Raw genomic sequence first — 16,494 nt, forward strand, 5'->3', positions numbered from 1 at the left:
AATTTTGGAGGCGCAAAGTTAAATGTATTTCATTCTGAGTAAAAACGATACAGTATAAATTTCGCTTATATCTATGTTAAAGCTTTCTATTTTATTAATAATGTTCCCTTTGCTGCTATCAGCACAGGAGAAAATGGTAAAAACCAAGGTGAATGATAATATCACCGCCAAGTTACCAGAAAATTTCTACCCTATGTCTGCTGATGATATTGCGCAGCGCTACCCTTCGGTGCGTAAACCGCTGGCAGCATATACTGATGATAGTCGCTATGTGGGGTTTAGTATCAATATTTCGGCTACCCAATGGATGCCTACTGATGCCGCTATAGCTAAAGATTTTTTTAAAGCCAGCCTTTTTAATTTGTATGACAAAGTAGAGGTCATTAGTGAAGGCATAAAAGAAATCAATGGCCGTGAGTTTATCTATTTTGAGTTCGATTCGCAGGTTAACGGTGAGCAGCACAGTTTTACTAATGAAGGGCCGATGCGTAAATATGCTTATGTTCAATATCTGATAGTGAGAGGTAAGACTATTGTTTTCAGTTTTAACTGCCCGCTACAGCTCAAAGCTAAATGGCAGCAGGCAGCAGGAGAAATAATGAATAGCTTAAAAGTAAAAGGTAGTTTATAATGGGGTTATCAATACATAGTGATGAACATTATATGCGAGAAGCCTTAAAGCAGGCAACCATAGCCTCAGAGCAGGGGGAGATACCTGTGGGGGCCGTGGTAGTGGCTAATAATACCATTATAGCTCGTGCTTATAACCAGACCGAAGCTTTAGGAGACCCTACCGCTCATGCAGAAATGCTGGCCTTAACATCTGCTACAAATTTTTTAGGAACAAAATACCTTTCTGACTGTTCATTATATGTAACATTAGAACCCTGCGGAATGTGCGCAGGAGCCTTGTACTGGAGCCAGCTGGGGAAGCTGGTATATGCTGCGGCAGATGATAAAAGAGGGTTTATGACTATTAACCCCGCTATGCTGCACCCTAAGACTAAAATAGTACGAGGGCCTTTTGCCGAAGAGGCAGGGCAGATGGTTACAACGTTTTTTAAAGGGCTGAGAGGTAAATAATTGGCCTTTTTCAGAATTGAAAGAATGTTTAACTAAAAACTAATAAAATTATGGCTTTCGAATTACCCGATTTACCGTATGCTCATGATGCGCTTGAGCCGCACATAGATGCAAGAACAATGGAAATTCACCACGGTAAACACCATGCCGGATATACTACTAAATTAAATGGCGCTATTGAAGGTACTGATTTGGCTAGCAAGTCTATTGAAAGCTTACTAGCCGAAGATATAGATAATAAAGCAATACGAAATAACGGTGGTGGATTTTACAACCACAGCTTATTTTGGAAAGTGATGTCTCCCAATGGCGGAGGAGAGCCCACAGGAGCATTAGCAGAAGCTATTAATGCTGCTTATGGTTCTTTTGAGAAATTTAAAGAAGAGTTTTCTAATGCCGCTGCTACACAGTTTGGCTCTGGCTGGGCTTGGCTATGCGTGCATAAAGGAGGAAAAGTAGAAGTTTGCTCTACTGCTAATCAGGATAACCCACTTATGCCAGGTATTGGCTGTGGAGGTACTCCTATTTTAGGGTTAGACGTATGGGAACATGCTTACTACCTTAACTACCAAAACAAAAGACCAGACTACATTTCTGCTTTCTGGAATGTAGTGAACTGGGATCAGGTAGCTAAAAATTATGAAGAGAATAAGTAAATAAGACCTATTTACTAGTTGCGACTGAAAGGTGCCCATTGTGGCACCTTTTTTTGTTATGGTTATTTTCTAAATACTTGGAAGGTTGTTGTACTCATTCGGAAAGTAGTTTGGCGCATTGGGAAGGTAACACACTATTTAATTTCAATAATTCAGGTGATTATTATAATTTTATTATAGTAAATGGTAAAATTATCAGTCTATGCAGGAAATTAATACGCTTAAAATTATGGGGATTTTTGTGGTGACTATTCTGGTGAGCTTAATTGTGATTAGTCTTTTGGTATATTTTTTAATTAAAATTAATCGAAAAAGGAAAGAGTTAAATGATGTTATTTTAAACTATGAAAAAAAATATGGACGGATAATTAATATAGATAAAGCAATAGAAAAACGAAGAGTAGAATTTACAAAAGAAAGAGACGACACGTTATCGGAAATTAAGTCTGTAAAGGAAGGGTTGGGCGCTTTGAAATTGAAATATCAAAAGGCAAAAGAAGTGTTTGATGATTTGTCCTTACAAAATAATTTACTCAATGAGTCTTTGGAGATTTCTGAATATGGCGTTTATAAGCCTTTTTTTGACTTTGAGACCTCAGAAAAATTCAAAGAAGAGATAAACAGAAATAAGGAGAAGCAGAAAGAATGCATATTAAAAGGAATGGCAGCGGTTAGTGGTACTCCATGGTCTGTGGATGGAAGCCGTAAAAAAGGAGAGATCCTAGAGAGAAAGGCCATTAAGTTAACCTTGAGAGCATTTAATGGAGAATGTGATTCATTAATTTCAAGGGTTAGGTGGAATAATATAGAGAGGTATGAACAGCGGTTGGAAAAAAATTATGATGCTATAAATAAACTCAATTCATCTCAAAAAATAACAATTGAAAGGGCTTATTTGGATTTGAAAATGGAAGAATTGAGATTGAACTATGAGTTCCAACTTAAGAAGTATGACGAGAAGGAGGAACAGAGACGTATACGAGAGCAAATGCGTGAAGAAGAGAAGGCTAAGCGTGATTTTGAGAGGGCACAAAAGGAAGCGAAAATTGAAGAAAAAAGATTGCAGCTAGCCATGAGAAAGGTGAGAGAGGAGATGCTTAAATCATCAGAAGAAGAGCGCGAAAAATATGAGTTAGAAATAATTGATTTACAAAATAAGCTTCAAGAAGCAGAAGAAAAGAATCAAAGAGCAATTTCAATGGCTCAGCAGACTCGAGCAGGTCATGTATACATAATTTCGAATATAGGTTCTTTTGGTGAGGATGTATTTAAAATTGGTATGACCAGGCGGCTAGAACCTTTGGATAGGGTTAATGAGTTAGGTGGAGCTTCGGTTCCCTTTAGGTTTGATGTACATGCTATGATTTATTCTGAGGATGCGCCAGAGTTAGAAAGTGAATTACATAGAGCGTTTAATAATAATAGAGTTAATCATATCAATTTAAGGAGAGAATACTTTAAAATCTCTTTAGATGAAATAGAAAGGGTTGTAAAAGCTAACCATGCGGAAATAGAATTTATCAAAGATGCTGAAGCAAAGGAATATAGAGAAAGTCTGATTTTGAGAAATAGGTATTTGGAGAAGGATGACGGTGAGGACGTTATGTTGGGAGTGTTAGCTCATCTCTGTCTGCTTCCCTCCCAGGGGCTAGCCCCTGGGAGGGAATTTTTTATTTTTTGGTTTGACTGGTTTTTAGTTCCAGTTCCAATCTTCCCTCAAATCTAATGGCTAATTGCTGCACCGTCAAACCCCAATTCCGCAAAGGTGAAGTCCATTTTTTCTCAATACGTCTGCAAACTAAGTAAACTAATTTCATCAAGGCCATATCACTGGTAAATGCTCCCTTACTCTTGGTAACTTTTCTTACTTGTCTATGAAAGCCCTCCACTGGATTTGTAGTGTATATTAACTTTCTTATGGGTTTACTGTAATCGAAATAAGTGCTAAGTAGTTCCCAGTTATCATTCCAAGATCGTATCACCACAGGATATTTCTTTCCCCATTTTTCTTCCAGTTCTAATAAAGCAGTCTCTGCCTGATCTTTTGTGTCTGCTTGATAAACTAATTTAAGATCTTGTATAAACACTTTCTGTTCTTTACTGGCTACATATTTCAAGCTATTTCGAATCTGATGAACTACACAAAGTTGAACATCTGTTTGTGGGTAGATGGAGTGTATCGCTTCACTAAAACCTTTCAAGTTATCAGTGCAGGCTATCAAAATATCTTTCAAGCCTCTATTTTGTAGCTCAGTAAGTATCTGAAGCCAAAAATTAGCTCCTTCGCTTTCTGATAGGTACATGCCCAATATCTCCTTGTTGCCCTGCTTATTGATCCCTAAGATATTATAAAGGGCTTTATGCTTCACCTTACCTTCATCTCGCACCTTGAAATGCATGGCATCTAGCCAAACAATACAATAGACCGATTCTAATGGCCTATTTTGCCACTCCTTTACTTTAGGGATCACTCGGTCTGTGATATCACTTAACACCTCTGTTGATATATTTGTGTCATACATCTCCTTGATGTGCTCTTGAATATCTCTCAAACTATTACCTAGCCCATACATGGCTATTATTTGCTTCTCAAGATTGTCTGCCAGTATACGCTGGCGTTTCTCTACTATTCTTGGCTCAAAGCTGCTATGACGATCTTGAGGAGTATTTATCTCAACGTCTCCTAAACTACTCTTAACTGTTTTCTGGCCTTTGCCATTGCGCTTATTGCCATGAGAGCGTCCTTTTTCTTCACTGGATAGGTGATCCTCCATTTCTGCTTCCAGAGCTTCTTCTAAGAACTCCTTCAACATGGGGCTGAAAGCCCCATCCTTACCAAATAGAGATTCTCCTTTTAAAAATTGTTTAAGTGCTTTTTCCTTTAATTCTTCTTTCTCTTGTTTGTTCATTGCTCTTTAGTCTAAACATTATTTCTTTATATCCAAAGTTTAGACAGAGATGAATTGACAGTCTCGTTATGTTAGATTCTATATATCCTAGTGTTAGTAGCCTTTTTGATGATGATGATTCATATTAATAACATAATGCCAAGGTAATGATGAAAAAGGACTATTTTGATGTATTTGTAGAAGCAATTATAGCTTATCGTAATGGCTATAAAGGGAAAGGAATTCGGATTGATGCTATTAAGCCTGAAAAGATGGAGTTATTCAGAGATTCATTCAATAAAGCTATTGAGAAACATAACTATGTAAAAGCTGAAGATTGGCTTTATGTAGCGCGTAATATTTTTCGGAGTGAAATGTTTAGATGTGTAAAACCTCCAGATAATAATGGATTTACAAATGAAGCAATGAGTGTTTCAAAAGAAGAAATTGACATGATGAATGAAAATAATGAATCACTAAAAGAAATTAGTGAATTAATAAATAAGGCCAAGGAAAACCAGAATTTATAGAGGTCATCAGGTGCTAATTTATTTTAGTATAATACTTATTGCTGAAATGTGCCCTTTGTGGTACCTCTTTTTTGGTATTTCAAAAAAATTGTATCCTAACAAAACTGACTTCATCCCGGCCGTAACGAAATGAAGAGTCGGGGTCTCGCTGTTCTGAACTGCTCGCTTGATTAGTGAGATTCCTAATATCATTCCGCTATGGCTCCATGATTCAGGAATGACGACTTTATTATTCCTTTAAACTTAATAGAATCCTTTTGTAGCAAGCAGGATATCTTACAAGTTGAATCGTGAGGCTTCATAAATCGGTATTTTACTCTAAAATCAGCTCTTTGTTTTAACCTGATTTCATAAGGTTCATGCATTATTTTATTTGTTGTAATTGCTGATTTTAACGCTTTAGGAAGCAAGTTCAATAGCAGAGTAAGTATTAAAAGTGATAATCACCTCATCCTTTTTTTTAATTGTTGTTTTACAATCGCCAGCCAATCGGTCTTTTCCCAGTTAGCTATAAAAACATCTTTATGTCCTTTACTATTCTCTTCCCAAATGGCTTCTCTCTTTCCACCTTGCTTCCATTTCTTCAATTTCTCGCTCTACCTCACTAGAAGCGCCTAGCTTTCGTAAAGAATTGGCACATTCTTGTGCAACCGGTTTTACTTTGTCTGATAATTGATTCCTCAACCTTTCTATCGAACTCTTGGCATCTAAAACAACCAAAGCCTTAGCGCAGGCTATTCGAACTTTATAATCGCCATTTTCTAGAAAATACTCGATATCTTCTAGTCGTCGTGCTTTAGTCCATTGGTCTACCTGTTTGGTGGAAGGCTGAATATTAAATAGCTGATCTAGTAGAATATAATAAGTCATTATTTAAAATCGAATATTTACTGGATTAAAACATGCTCAGGACAAACTTCAGAATAGTTATTGGGCGTCTAGACAATACTAAGAACCACATTTTGTTATCCTTAATTATGATTACAAATGTGATTTCGGTTGTTAATTTAATAAATATTTCTTTGAAAAATATTAAATGGAGTAAGCTGATTAAGTAAACTTATTCTTATATAAAATAGGTAAATGATATTCCTGCCGCTTTATAATAGGGAACAGGCAAGGAACTGTAGATGAATACAAAGATAGGATCGAAGTATTAGTCACTACTCTTTTATGGAGTTAAGATTGTAATTAATAGTTTTAACTGTCCTCCGAGGCCGTCTCTTATGATTCTCATTAGGGTTGACAGGCGAATATCACTAGCGTTATTTTCAATTCTTGAAATATATGTTTTGGTGGTACCACACTTTTGAGCTAATTGCTCTTGGGTCAATCCTTGGTTTTTGCGCAGTTCTTGGATCATGATTCCTAACCTGAAGGCCTCAAAACCCTCTTCAAATGCTTCTCTCGAGTCAGTTCCTCGTTCGCCATATTCGGAATTAAGGTGTTCATCAAAACTTACAATTTTAGTTTTGCTCATCGTAATATTGTTTTTGTAGCTTTTCTGCCAATTTAATTTCGTTCTTCGGTGTTTTCTGGGTCTTTTTTTGAAATCCATTCAGTACCACTACTAATTTTCCTTTATCAAAGAAACAGAATATTCTATATATGTTTGTCCCCGATATTAGCCGTATTTCATATAAGGAAGTTCCTGTGATGTTTTTTAGATATTTCTTAGGCACTCGTTCAAGACTTTGAATTAATTTTAGGGTCCAGTTTATACGATCCTTTATTTTGGGAGGCTGCACATGGTAGAACTTCCAAAAATATTCACCAAAGAAAATTACTTTTCTGACATCACCATGGGTGTCCATATTATCAGAGTTATCTAATTAGGTAACTTCTTGCAAGTGGTTTAAGTTCAATGTATTTTTTAAATAGTTGCCTATTATGTGGCTTTCTTAAATATTATAGTACAGTATTTACCTTTTGCTTTACAATAAAATGTTCATATTTGATCAATTTTTATTATATGGATGATTTTGTAACTATAGCGGTCTTTCAATATCCGCATGAAGCTCATGTATGGAAATCTAAGTTAGAGTCACTAGAAATTGAGGCCTTTCTAAAGGACGAGATGACTGTGCAGGTGTACAATTTTTACTCGAATGCTATAGGTGGAGTGAAACTTCAGGTTAGAGAAAGGGATGTGGAGGTGGCTCAGTCGATATTGCAGCAGGGTGGAGTAGTGCAAGCTAGTAAAGAGCAGTATTCTGGATATTTTAACTGGATAAATGAACGGACTAAGACCTGGCCATTAGTAGGGAAATGGCCGGTAGAAATACGAACAGTTTTTATAATTGCGTCAGCTATATTACTTCTGATCATGTTCATTTTCAGTGCTGAAATCATGGAATTCATAGAAACTTCTCAAAAGGATAGGGAAATTAAAGAGCTAGAAGCTGAAAGTAGAGGTGCAGAAACGCAGCTTTTTCAAGAACTGGATAGTATCATGACTATAAATCCGGAGCAGGCTATTCTATTAGCTAAGTCTTATTTAGATACCACTTACTTTAATGAATCCGCTTTGTGCTGGCGTTTGGGGTATGGATATTATCAATTAGATTCTTTTAAAGTCGCCAGTGAGTATTTTGAAGCTTTTTTGAGTTTAAGTGATTATAGAGCTGAAGGCCTGGCAGCAGTAGCCAAATGCCAGCTGAAACTTAAAGATTATGATGAGGCAATCCGGAATTATAAATATGCCTCTAACAAAAATAAAGTACACTTACAGGACTTGGCATATGTTTATGAAATAACGGGAGATTTAGAAAATGCTGATGAATATTACACTCAATATATTCAAAACAGAGAATTGAAAGATAAGTCAGCCGTGTTTAACCCGTCTTTTATAAAATTAAAAGAGAAAAGAGATAGTATTCATTTAATAGTAATTTCTAATAGGTAAATGGCTGAAAAGTGTCCTTTCTGTAATTCTGATAATGTTGGAGAAAGTAAAAAGCCAGCGGGTGTAGTGGGCTTATTGTTATTATTGATTGGGGTGCCCTTGCCATTGTATAAAAGGGAGTTTCATTGTTTTGACTGTTATAAGGATTTTAAAGTTGAAAACCAGGCAGATGGAGTTGAAGTACGTGAATAATGCTTTTATACAAAGAACCCCACAAACTTAAAAATAGCTTGCAGGGTTCGGTTTTCAGAGGAAGGTCTTATTTGCTTTTTTCTTCTTCTATAAATTCCAAAGCGGATTCGAAACAGCTTTCTAATTCTTCATCTAAAGGATCATATGCTGTTTGAATAGAGGCGAATTGCTTCATCCAGGTTTTGTCATTCATTCGGGCACGTATCCATTCTTCTGCTTCAGGGTTTTGACAATAAAATATCACTCTTTCTGCATCAGAATTGCCTCCATCTCTTAAGAAGAGCTTTATCATGGCTTCTAATACACCTTCTATTTGTTCTTTAGAGAAATTTAAAGAAGGATTAATCTTAGTGTCATATTGTGTAGTATAGATGCTGGAGAAAATCACCTGTTTTTTCTTGTAACCTGCTGGAGTAAGTGGAGCCATCACCTTTTCCATAAAATAATCATAAACTGAAGGTAGGTGTGCTGAGGTTAAGAAAAATACAGCGGCACTTTTTATAGAATTTTCCCAAGGGTAGTCACTATCAAATAAATTAGGTGCCACTTCAAAAAGGGCTTTGGCCATTTCTAGATTAGGATCATCCTCACCTTTTATGAAGTTAGGGAAGTCTTCTCCAAAGAGCTTTTCATTGATATCATGAGCGCTAAAATCTGAGTTTACAAATAAATGTAATAATGCCTCTTTTTTATTCTCAATATCTGCCCTCCATAGGTATACAAAGCACATGCGTTGTAGATCTCTGCCTTTAAGGTTCATTAATGTTTCAAGGCGTATTTCTGGAGTTAGTCCATCGAGGTAATTGAATATGTTTTTCTGAATTTTAGCTTTTTCTTCCGCTGGGGTTTTGAACCTATCATAGCCTTCTATGAATTGGTCAATAGCAGCTATATGCTCTCTTAATGCAGCTACATTTTCATTTTGCTCACCCAGTACGGCCAATATATCCTGGTATTCTTTAGATACTTCATTGCCATTAAAATAAAAAGCCGCTGTAGTTTTTAGCGCCTCTTTGTCTGATACAAAATCACGCACATCCCATAGCATAATTTCTGCAAACTTTCTCTTATGCTCATCTTTCCACACATTTTTATAGGTGAAGAGCTCATTGACTAGTTTATCAGCATAGCTGGCTTTATCTTCAGTGTTCGGATTACAGGCGTATACATAAGAGAGCAGGCAAATGTCTTTCTGATCATCTTTCACTAGAGCCTCAAATTCATTCCATTGGTTGTACTTCTTGAGGTTGTTTTTCAGCCAGCGCATTCTTGTAATCAGGTTATCCTCTACTTTAGGATACATGATTATTGAATTCCACCAGTTCTGAAGATTATCACTACCGCCTCTGTAGCTTTGAGATTGGGTAAAGAACACTAAAAAGGCCCTTCTTCTTAAAAAGATCTCTTTGGCTTCTTCACTTTTCTTTATTTCGATGTCATAAAAAGCATCTGTGTTCTCGAAGAATATTAAGGTATCGTAGATATGGTACATTTCGTCGTCTAGCTGATGCTCTTTTACTATGGCAGCTACTTCATCATATCTTTTATCTAAGCTGAAGCCAAAATGCAATAACCAGTATAAGGCAAGATGCGGATCTGTAGGAAACTCACTTTTTTCTTCCTCATAGCTTTTGTTGATGTCATCGGCATCTTCAAAATGACCAAATGGAGATGGGGTAGTTCTGTGGAGCCAGTCGATAAATAAATCAGAAATCCACTGATACCTTTCTAGTAAAGTAATGGGAGCTACTTTTCCTTCAATAGGCTCTTCTTTATAGTTAACGCCGTGTTTTTTAGGGCTTTTGATGATTACGGAAGATATGCCGCCACCATCATGACTATAGCCGTAAGTACCTGTGTTGCTCCTGCGGTCTACTACTACCCAGTCGCCAGCGCCAGGATATATATCGCCTTCTTTTATCTGGTGGTCTTCATATATTCCGTCGAGCTTCTCAAAGCCAGCCAGGCTACCGTAGTAACCTTCCCAGTAAGTCATCATGTCAATAAATGCATTGATTTTTAACGGGGTGAGGTCTATTTCAACCTGCTGATCGAAATCCAGAAACTGCTCTCCTTTTTTGATCTTATCTAAGATTAAATCAGGCTTGTATTCATAAGAGGAGCCGTATTTTGCTTCCTGATAAATGCTTTCATCAAAGATATAACCATTGTAAGGGGTCGCTTCTTTATCGTAAGTATATCGCTTATTTTTGTTGTTTGGCTTGTGCTGATGTAGCAGAATGTGAGCATGTGGAGGGACGGCCGCATGTATATGGTGGCTATCAATCAGTATATTTGTTACAGTAGTCTTTCCTGCTATAAATAATGGAGTGAGTATAGCAGAGATGATCAGATTCTCTGCAGTAACGTTACCTGTTACTATGACCTGTCCATCATTAAATATAAGCCCTGTTTTAGGCCCTTCTTTCATTAATAGAGAGCCCTTTACGTTAAGGTTTCCATTTATGATCAGGCACTGACTATTGAGGAGGGTGAAATCACCTTCTTCATTTACATCATTATCTATAATCTCAAATTTGCCTGCTCTGAAATTGTCAAAATGACTTGAAAAGTCACCATTCAATAGCAGTTGGCTTAATTCAGGGTGATTTATCAAAAGATCTCTTTTGCGATTATATTCCTGCTGGCTGTTATCTAACTTTGCAAGGGCATTTTTAACTTCCTCTTTTTGTCTGTCAGATGCGGTATCGTGCGGTGATAATTCAAATTTCTTTAATTGCTTGTCGGCTAACTTAAGCCAGGCCTCCTGGTCATCATAGAAATTGAAAATCAATGAGTCATTAAACCAGATAGTGGCATAGTTGGCATGAATATGTAAATTGGCTTCAAAGTCAAATTCATCTGACCGGTAAGCTAACATGCGCTCTTCTTCTTGATTCTGAAGTTCTTCGAAGTCTTTCCCGCTTAGAATCTTGGCAATTTCTGAAACATGAACAGGTTCAAAAGTATTTTTCTTTTTCGATATCTTCTTTAGCCCACTGCTAACTTCAGACATAAACATTTGCTCGCCTTCAAAATCCTTTATGAGATACTTATTTAGTTTTTTCAGCGCTACAGGCTTAGATACAAAGTAATACCTGTTTTTAATATCTGTGCAATGTACAAAATAGCACTTCTTTTCTAATGGGTCTTGATCTCCCTTTTCTAACCAAAAATATAGTTGCTGTTCTTCTAATAAAAAGTTGGTGTTTTCGAGTCCTTCCATAGGAAGTAATTCGATAGAATTTTTCAGTAGTGTTTGGCGGCTATTCTGTGATGCTTTCCCGTCTTGTTCCGTCATTATGAGTGAATTTGTTGTTGTGTTAGTTTATGTAAAACTATATGATTTATAAGGGCTTATGAATTTTTGTGATGGCAAATTTTCATAAGGATTGAATTTTCACGGAATTCAGGTAGGGGTGATTACGGAATACGACTAAGGTAAAATACTGCTGGTTGAGGTGGCTATAATTAGGCCTCGAAACTTAAGGCTAATGTTGGCTTAAAATAATGGTAGACAGATGATATAATGAGTGAAATGAAATGAGAATTAAGAAGTTGGCTACATTTTTTAATTGATGAAATTATTTATAATATTGAAAATACAATATTTATAAGCTTTTGTCATTAATAAAAGTAAATTAATCAACTTACTTACCTTTTATGTCTATACACTTTAAAAAGGGAGGGATAACCACCCTTCTGCTGCTTTTTGTGGCTTCTAAATCATGGGCTCAAAGCATAGAGCCGCCAGTGGCCAAAAAAGAAGAACACCTGACTATAATTCATGGAGACACTCTAAGAGATAATTACTACTGGTTACGCAAAAAGAACGATTATGAGGTGATTAACTACCTTTCTGCAGAGAATGGCTATGTGCAGAGAATGACCAAAAGTGGAGAGTGGATAAGAGAAAAACTCTTTGAGGAAATGAAGGATCGTATGCAAGAGGATGATCTGTCGCCCCCAACTAAGAAGGATGATTACTTCTATTACTACAGGTATGAAAAAGGGGGAGGATTATGGTATTTACTGCAGGAAGAAGGGAAGCATGGAGGCGGAAGAGGAGGTGCTGCTGGATGTCAATAAACTGGCCGAAGGAATGGGATATATAGGAGTAAGCCCTTCTATAAGTCCTGATCATCAGTGGTTAGCTTATCAGGTAGATTATACAGGAGGTGCTAAGACCAGTGTTTATTTTAAAGACCTTAATACCGGAGAAGTGATTAATGATGAGCTCCACCGGGTAGGAAGCATAGAGTGGTTTAATGATAGTAAAACCATTGCCTATACTAAAAAAGATACTACTAATAGGGATTACATTGTACTTACTCATAAACGTGGAGATGATGTGAAAAACGATAAAGTGCTTTTGGAAGAAAAGGATAAGACATTTATGCTTAGTCTAGGTAAAACTACCTCCAAAAAGTACATACTTATCAATTCTTCTGTTACACTTAGTACAGAAATTCGCTATATGTTGGCAGATAATCCTAATTCAAAACTAAAGCTCTTCAAGAAAAGAGAGCAGGATAAAAAGTATTGGATTAATCATCATGAAGGGGAAGATTACTTTTATGTGGTTAAAAACTTCCCGAGTAAAAGTCGTGATATTGTAAGGACTCCTGTAGATAAAACAGGAGAGCAGTATTGGGAAATTTTTGTACCTGCAAATGATAGTATTCCGCTGTCATCTTATTCGCTTTCTTCTGACTTTTTGGTTTTAAATCAGTTAGTAGATGGTCTTCCTTCTTTTTTAGTGAAAAACAGAAAAACCGGGGAGTCTTATAGAATGGAATTTCCTGATCCATCATATTCTGCCAGTGGAGCTATTGCCCTTGATTATGGCACTGATACATTGTTATACAACTATAGTTCGCAGAAGCATCCGGAAGGTTACTATAAATATAGTTTAAGAACCAGAGAGAAAGTAGTGATAAAAGAAAATAAAGTGGCAGGTTATAATCCTGACGAATACATCACAAAAAGGTTATTTGCTACTGCCTCAGATGGTACTAAAATTCCCATCTCGATTATTTATAAAAAGGGTATAGAGCTAAATGGAGACAACCCGCTTTTGCTAGGGGGGTACGGATCTTACGGCAGTTCCAATTTCCCTGCCTTCAGCATAGCAGACTTGAGTCTGCTGGACAGAGGTTTCATTAAGGCTACGGCTCACATTCGTGGAGGTGGTGAATATGGTAATAAGTGGTATGAGGCAGGTAAATTATTCAATAAGAAAAATACATTCACTGATTTTATTGCATGCTCTGAGTTTCTGATTAATGAGGGGTATACTGATAGTAGCAAGCTGGTTATTTCAGGCGCTAGTGCCGGTGGTTTGCTTATGGGCGCGGTACTAAACATGCGTCCTGATTTATTTAAAGCGGCCATAGTTAGTGTGCCCTTTGTAGATGTAATCAATACCATGCTTGATGAAACCATTCCCCTGACAACCTTTGAGTATGACGAGTGGGGCAACCCAAATCAGAAGGACTATTTTGATTATATGCTCTCTTATTCTCCTTATGATAATATTAAAGCTCAAGACTACCCCATTATGCTGGTTCAGGGCGGGTATAATGACCTAAATGTGGCTTATTGGGAGCCTGCCAAATATGTGGCCAAGCTACGAGCTATGAAAACAGATGAGAATAGGCTTTACCTTAAAACCTCTATGAATGCGGGTCATGGGCTAACTTCAGGCAGGTATAATTGGCTAAAGCAGCGAGCTTTTGAGCAGTCTTTTATGCTTAATGCGGTAGGGGTAGATGCTGGCTATGGCACCATAAGAGGTGTGGTTACAGATCCTAATGGTGAGCCCATGCCTTTTGTAAATGTATTTATTCAAGGGTCTACCACAGGTACTACTACTAATACTAATGGTGAGTATGCGCTAGATTTAAGGAGTGGTAACTATCAGTTGGTTTTTAGTCATGTGGCTTACACCAATACCATTAAAGATGTCACATTAAATGGTGATTTAGATCTGAATATAGAGCTTACCTCTGATGCTATTATGCTTAATGATATTGTGGTGAGTGACAGCTATTCTGATGCTGGGTTAGAAATAATTAAAAAGGCCATTGATAAACGAAAGGACTATCTGAAAGCGGTAGAAGGCTACTCGGCTGATGTATATATGAAATCATTCGATCGGCTGGATGAGATACCCGAAAAATTGCCTGCCTTTCTGCCTAAAGAAGATCTGCCCGATAGTACGGATCTTGGCCTTATTTATCTCAGTGAGTCCATTTCAGAACTGTATAAAAAACAACCAGATGAAGTGAAAGAAGTAATGGTTTCCTCTAAAGTAGGCGGATGGAGCCAGGGCTACAGCTGGAACCAGGCAGGGCAAATTGATTTTAACTTCTATCAGAATCTGGTGGAAATTGGCGATTTAGCAGCCAGAGGTATAGTGAGTCCTATCGCCGCTAATGCGCCTATGTTTTATCGTTATAAATACCTGGGTGAAGTGGAGAAGCAAGGCAGCCAGGTAAATAAAATAGAGGTGATTCCGCGTAGAAAAAATGATCCTGTTTTTGCAGGTAATATCTATATAGCTGAAGACACGTGGAATGTGGTGGGTATAGATATGATTCTTACTAATCGCCAGGTAGAGTTCTATGATACGCTGAACGTAGAGCAGGATTATGTTAAAATAAAGGAGGACTTATGGATGCCGCTTTTGCTAAAGACATATTCCAAAATAAAAATATTTGGGTTTGCGGGTTCTACCAATAATATTATCAGCTACAAAAATTATGAGGTTAACCCAGACTTCCCTAAAAATCTCTTTAATAACGAAATTTTTAAAATAGAAAAGGAGGCCAATAAAAAGGATTCTGCTTATTGGCAAGAGCACAGGCCGGTGGTGCTTACTGATGAAGAGGTTAGGTATTACTATAAACGAGACAGTACGGAGAAGCTGCACCAGTCAAAGGAATATCTGGATTCATTAGATAGAGAGAGAACAAGATAAAATGGAATAAATTTTTAACAGGTATACAAATCCGAAAAAGATCTAAGAAGCTGTTTTATAATTTTTCGGGTCTGCTGGATATGGTGCAGTTCAATACCGTAGAAGGACTTGTGGCTAATTTTAAGTGGAGCAGATATAAAGGAGATTGGTGGACTTATGATGGGAAGAGCTATTTGTTAAGAGGTAACATTAGGTATGGCTTTGCATCAGAACAGTTAAATGTTTCAGCGGCTTTTGCTAAAACTTTAGATGCCATGCATTTTAAACGCTTTTCTATGTCGGCAGGTCAGCAGATGGCTCAGATTAATAATTTAGAACCTATCAACCCTGTTGTTAATGCTGCTTATTCGTTACTCAGGCGCGAGAACTTCATGAAATTGTATCGGAAATCATTTTTTGATATCGGTTATCAACAAGAAGTGACCAATGGAGTTATGCTTACCGGTCAGCTCTCGTACCAGAATAGAGAGCCGATGGTGAATAACAGTAACTATGCTTTTGTCTCTGAAAAAGAGGATCGCAGGTATACTTCTAATAATCCTTTGTCACCAGAATCTGATGTGCCCTTGTTTAACGAACATCAGGCATTGATATTTCAGATGACCGCCCGGCTAAGAATAAAGCAGAAATATGCAACCCGACCAGATAGAAAAGTGATTTATGGATCTAAGTACCCAACCGTAACCCTCGGATATAAAAAGGGCATATCAGGGCTTGGAAGTGATGTGGATTTTGATTTTGCTAATATTAATATAGGTGATGATATTGATATGGGGCTTTTTGGTATTTCTTCGTTTGATGTGGCTTTTGGAGGCTTTTTTAATAAATCTTCAGTGCCTTTTGTCGATTATAAACACTTTAGAGGCAATGAAACCATATTTCTGAACAAGCAGGAACATTATGGGCGTGAACATGCTCCGCTCAATGCCTATCATATTTTAGATTATTATAGCAGAAGTACTACCAGCACTTACTGGGAAGGACATTATGAGCACCATTTCAATGGATTTTTAATGAATAAGTTTCCGCTGATCAGAAGGTTTAAATTTCAGATGTTGGGAGGGGCTAACTTCCTGAAATCTGGTGATAGAGAGTATACTGAGCTTTATTTTGGAGTGGAAAACATTTTAAAAGTAATGCGAGTAGACTTTGTGGCTGGCTATGATGATGTAGATAACGTGCAAACCGGCGTGCGGATATGGTTTGGAATTTCTAACCTTTAAAAAAATAAAGGCTGCTTCGCTATTAATCAATAGGA

14 protein-coding genes are annotated in these 16,494 nt (G+C 37.1%); 9 read left to right on the forward strand and 5 right to left on the reverse strand.

Annotated features, from left to right (window positions below):
- The first annotated feature begins 73 nt into the window (after positions 1–73).
- The 4 genes from LVD15_RS12455 (at position 74) to LVD15_RS12470 (ending at position 3,465) form a co-directional block, all read left to right on the forward strand.
- Positions 74–631, forward strand: coding sequence for a hypothetical protein (locus LVD15_RS12455; RefSeq protein WP_233780648.1), 558 nt, complete (start codon positions 74–76; stop codon positions 629–631).
- Positions 631–1,083, forward strand: a complete 453-nt coding sequence (locus tag LVD15_RS12460) for a nucleoside deaminase (RefSeq protein ID WP_233780649.1) — start codon at positions 631–633, stop codon at positions 1,081–1,083. Before LVD15_RS12455 ends, LVD15_RS12460 begins: the two co-directional genes overlap by 1 nt.
- A gap of 50 nt (positions 1,084–1,133) precedes the next feature.
- Positions 1,134–1,739, forward strand: a complete 606-nt coding sequence (locus LVD15_RS12465) for a superoxide dismutase (protein WP_233780650.1) — start codon at positions 1,134–1,136, stop codon at positions 1,737–1,739.
- A 202-nt stretch (positions 1,740–1,941) separates the two neighbouring features.
- Entirely contained in the window at positions 1,942–3,465 is a 1,524-nt protein-coding gene (locus LVD15_RS12470) for an SNIPE associated domain-containing protein (RefSeq protein WP_233780651.1), read from the forward strand.
- Here LVD15_RS12470 and LVD15_RS12475 read toward each other — a convergent pair.
- On the reverse strand, positions 3,410–4,648 hold the full coding sequence (locus LVD15_RS12475; protein WP_233775818.1) for an IS256 family transposase: 1,239 nt from the start codon (positions 4,646–4,648) through the stop codon (positions 3,410–3,412). The genes LVD15_RS12470 and LVD15_RS12475 overlap by 56 nt on opposite strands.
- 146 nt (positions 4,649–4,794) lie before the next feature.
- On the opposite strand from LVD15_RS12475, the gene LVD15_RS12480 reads away from it, so the two are divergent.
- A complete protein-coding gene (locus LVD15_RS12480) occupies positions 4,795–5,157 on the forward strand; it encodes a hypothetical protein (protein ID WP_233780652.1) in 363 nt (120 codons plus the stop codon).
- Between the two features lie 534 nt (positions 5,158–5,691).
- On the opposite strand, the gene LVD15_RS12485 is transcribed toward LVD15_RS12480, so the two are convergent.
- The 3 genes from LVD15_RS12485 to LVD15_RS12495 all read right to left on the reverse strand — a co-directional run bounded on the left by LVD15_RS12485 (position 5,692) and on the right by LVD15_RS12495 (position 6,971).
- A complete protein-coding gene (locus tag LVD15_RS12485) occupies positions 5,692–6,027 on the reverse strand; it encodes a HEAT repeat domain-containing protein (protein ID WP_233780653.1) in 336 nt (111 codons plus the stop codon).
- 301 nt (positions 6,028–6,328) lie between these two features.
- Complete coding sequence (locus LVD15_RS12490; RefSeq protein WP_233780654.1) at positions 6,329–6,637, reverse strand: helix-turn-helix domain-containing protein; 309 nt, start codon at positions 6,635–6,637, stop codon at positions 6,329–6,331.
- Complete coding sequence (locus LVD15_RS12495; RefSeq protein WP_233780655.1) at positions 6,624–6,971, reverse strand: type II toxin-antitoxin system RelE/ParE family toxin; 348 nt, start codon at positions 6,969–6,971, stop codon at positions 6,624–6,626. The genes LVD15_RS12490 and LVD15_RS12495 overlap by 14 nt, the downstream gene beginning before the upstream one ends.
- Positions 6,972–7,111: 140 nt before the next feature.
- Between LVD15_RS12495 and LVD15_RS12500 the strand changes: the two genes are divergently transcribed.
- The gene (locus LVD15_RS12500; protein ID WP_233780656.1) at positions 7,112–8,062 is read left to right on the forward strand and encodes a putative signal transducing protein; all 951 of its coding nucleotides are present in this window, start codon (positions 7,112–7,114) and stop codon (positions 8,060–8,062) included.
- A gap of 259 nt (positions 8,063–8,321) precedes the next feature.
- Here LVD15_RS12500 and LVD15_RS12505 read toward each other — a convergent pair whose 3' ends face one another.
- Positions 8,322–11,555: a hypothetical protein gene (locus tag LVD15_RS12505; RefSeq protein ID WP_233780657.1), complete on the reverse strand. Its 3,234-nt coding sequence runs from the start codon at positions 11,553–11,555 to the stop codon at positions 8,322–8,324.
- A 362-nt stretch (positions 11,556–11,917) separates the two neighbouring features.
- Between LVD15_RS12505 and LVD15_RS12510 the strand changes: the two genes are divergently transcribed.
- The 3 genes from LVD15_RS12510 to LVD15_RS27415 are packed head-to-tail and all read left to right on the forward strand — an operon-like array spanning position 11,918 to position 16,459.
- Entirely contained in the window at positions 11,918–12,343 is a 426-nt protein-coding gene (locus LVD15_RS12510; RefSeq protein ID WP_233780658.1) for a hypothetical protein, read from the forward strand.
- A complete protein-coding gene (locus LVD15_RS12515) occupies positions 12,258–15,236 on the forward strand; it encodes a DUF5686 family protein (RefSeq protein WP_502798039.1) in 2,979 nt (992 codons plus the stop codon). Before LVD15_RS12510 ends, LVD15_RS12515 begins: the two co-directional genes overlap by 86 nt.
- Positions 15,233–16,459: a DUF5686 family C-terminal domain-containing protein gene (locus LVD15_RS27415; RefSeq protein ID WP_502798049.1), complete on the forward strand. Its 1,227-nt coding sequence runs from the start codon at positions 15,233–15,235 to the stop codon at positions 16,457–16,459. Before LVD15_RS12515 ends, LVD15_RS27415 begins: the two co-directional genes overlap by 4 nt.
- Positions 16,460–16,494: the final 35 nt, after the last annotated feature.

Source organism: Fulvivirga maritima (assembly GCF_021389955.1).
GTDB classification, from domain to species: Bacteria; Bacteroidota; Bacteroidia; order Cytophagales; family Cyclobacteriaceae; genus Fulvivirga; species Fulvivirga maritima.

Bases quoted from the DNA above. Each gene is read 5' to 3' on its own strand.
- LVD15_RS12455 (WP_233780648.1), top strand. From the start codon at position 74: ATGTTAAAGCTTTCTATTTTATTAATAATGTTCCCTTTGCTGCTATCA.
- LVD15_RS12460 (WP_233780649.1), top strand. From the start codon at position 631: ATGGGGTTATCAATACATAGTGATGAACATTATATGCGAGAAGCCTTA.
- LVD15_RS12465 (WP_233780650.1), top strand. From the start codon at position 1,134: ATGGCTTTCGAATTACCCGATTTACCGTATGCTCATGATGCGCTTGAG.
- LVD15_RS12470 (WP_233780651.1), top strand. From the start codon at position 1,942: ATGCAGGAAATTAATACGCTTAAAATTATGGGGATTTTTGTGGTGACT.
- LVD15_RS12475 (WP_233775818.1), bottom strand. From the start codon at position 4,648: ATGAACAAACAAGAGAAAGAAGAATTAAAGGAAAAAGCACTTAAACAA.
- LVD15_RS12480 (WP_233780652.1), top strand. From the start codon at position 4,795: ATGATGAAAAAGGACTATTTTGATGTATTTGTAGAAGCAATTATAGCT.
- LVD15_RS12485 (WP_233780653.1), bottom strand. From the start codon at position 6,027: ATGACTTATTATATTCTACTAGATCAGCTATTTAATATTCAGCCTTCC.
- LVD15_RS12490 (WP_233780654.1), bottom strand. From the start codon at position 6,637: ATGAGCAAAACTAAAATTGTAAGTTTTGATGAACACCTTAATTCCGAA.
- LVD15_RS12495 (WP_233780655.1), bottom strand. From the start codon at position 6,971: ATGGACACCCATGGTGATGTCAGAAAAGTAATTTTCTTTGGTGAATAT.
- LVD15_RS12505 (WP_233780657.1), bottom strand. From the start codon at position 11,555: ATGACGGAACAAGACGGGAAAGCATCACAGAATAGCCGCCAAACACTA.
- LVD15_RS12510 (WP_233780658.1), top strand. From the start codon at position 11,918: ATGTCTATACACTTTAAAAAGGGAGGGATAACCACCCTTCTGCTGCTT.
- LVD15_RS12515 (WP_502798039.1), top strand. From the start codon at position 12,258: ATGAAAAAGGGGGAGGATTATGGTATTTACTGCAGGAAGAAGGGAAGC.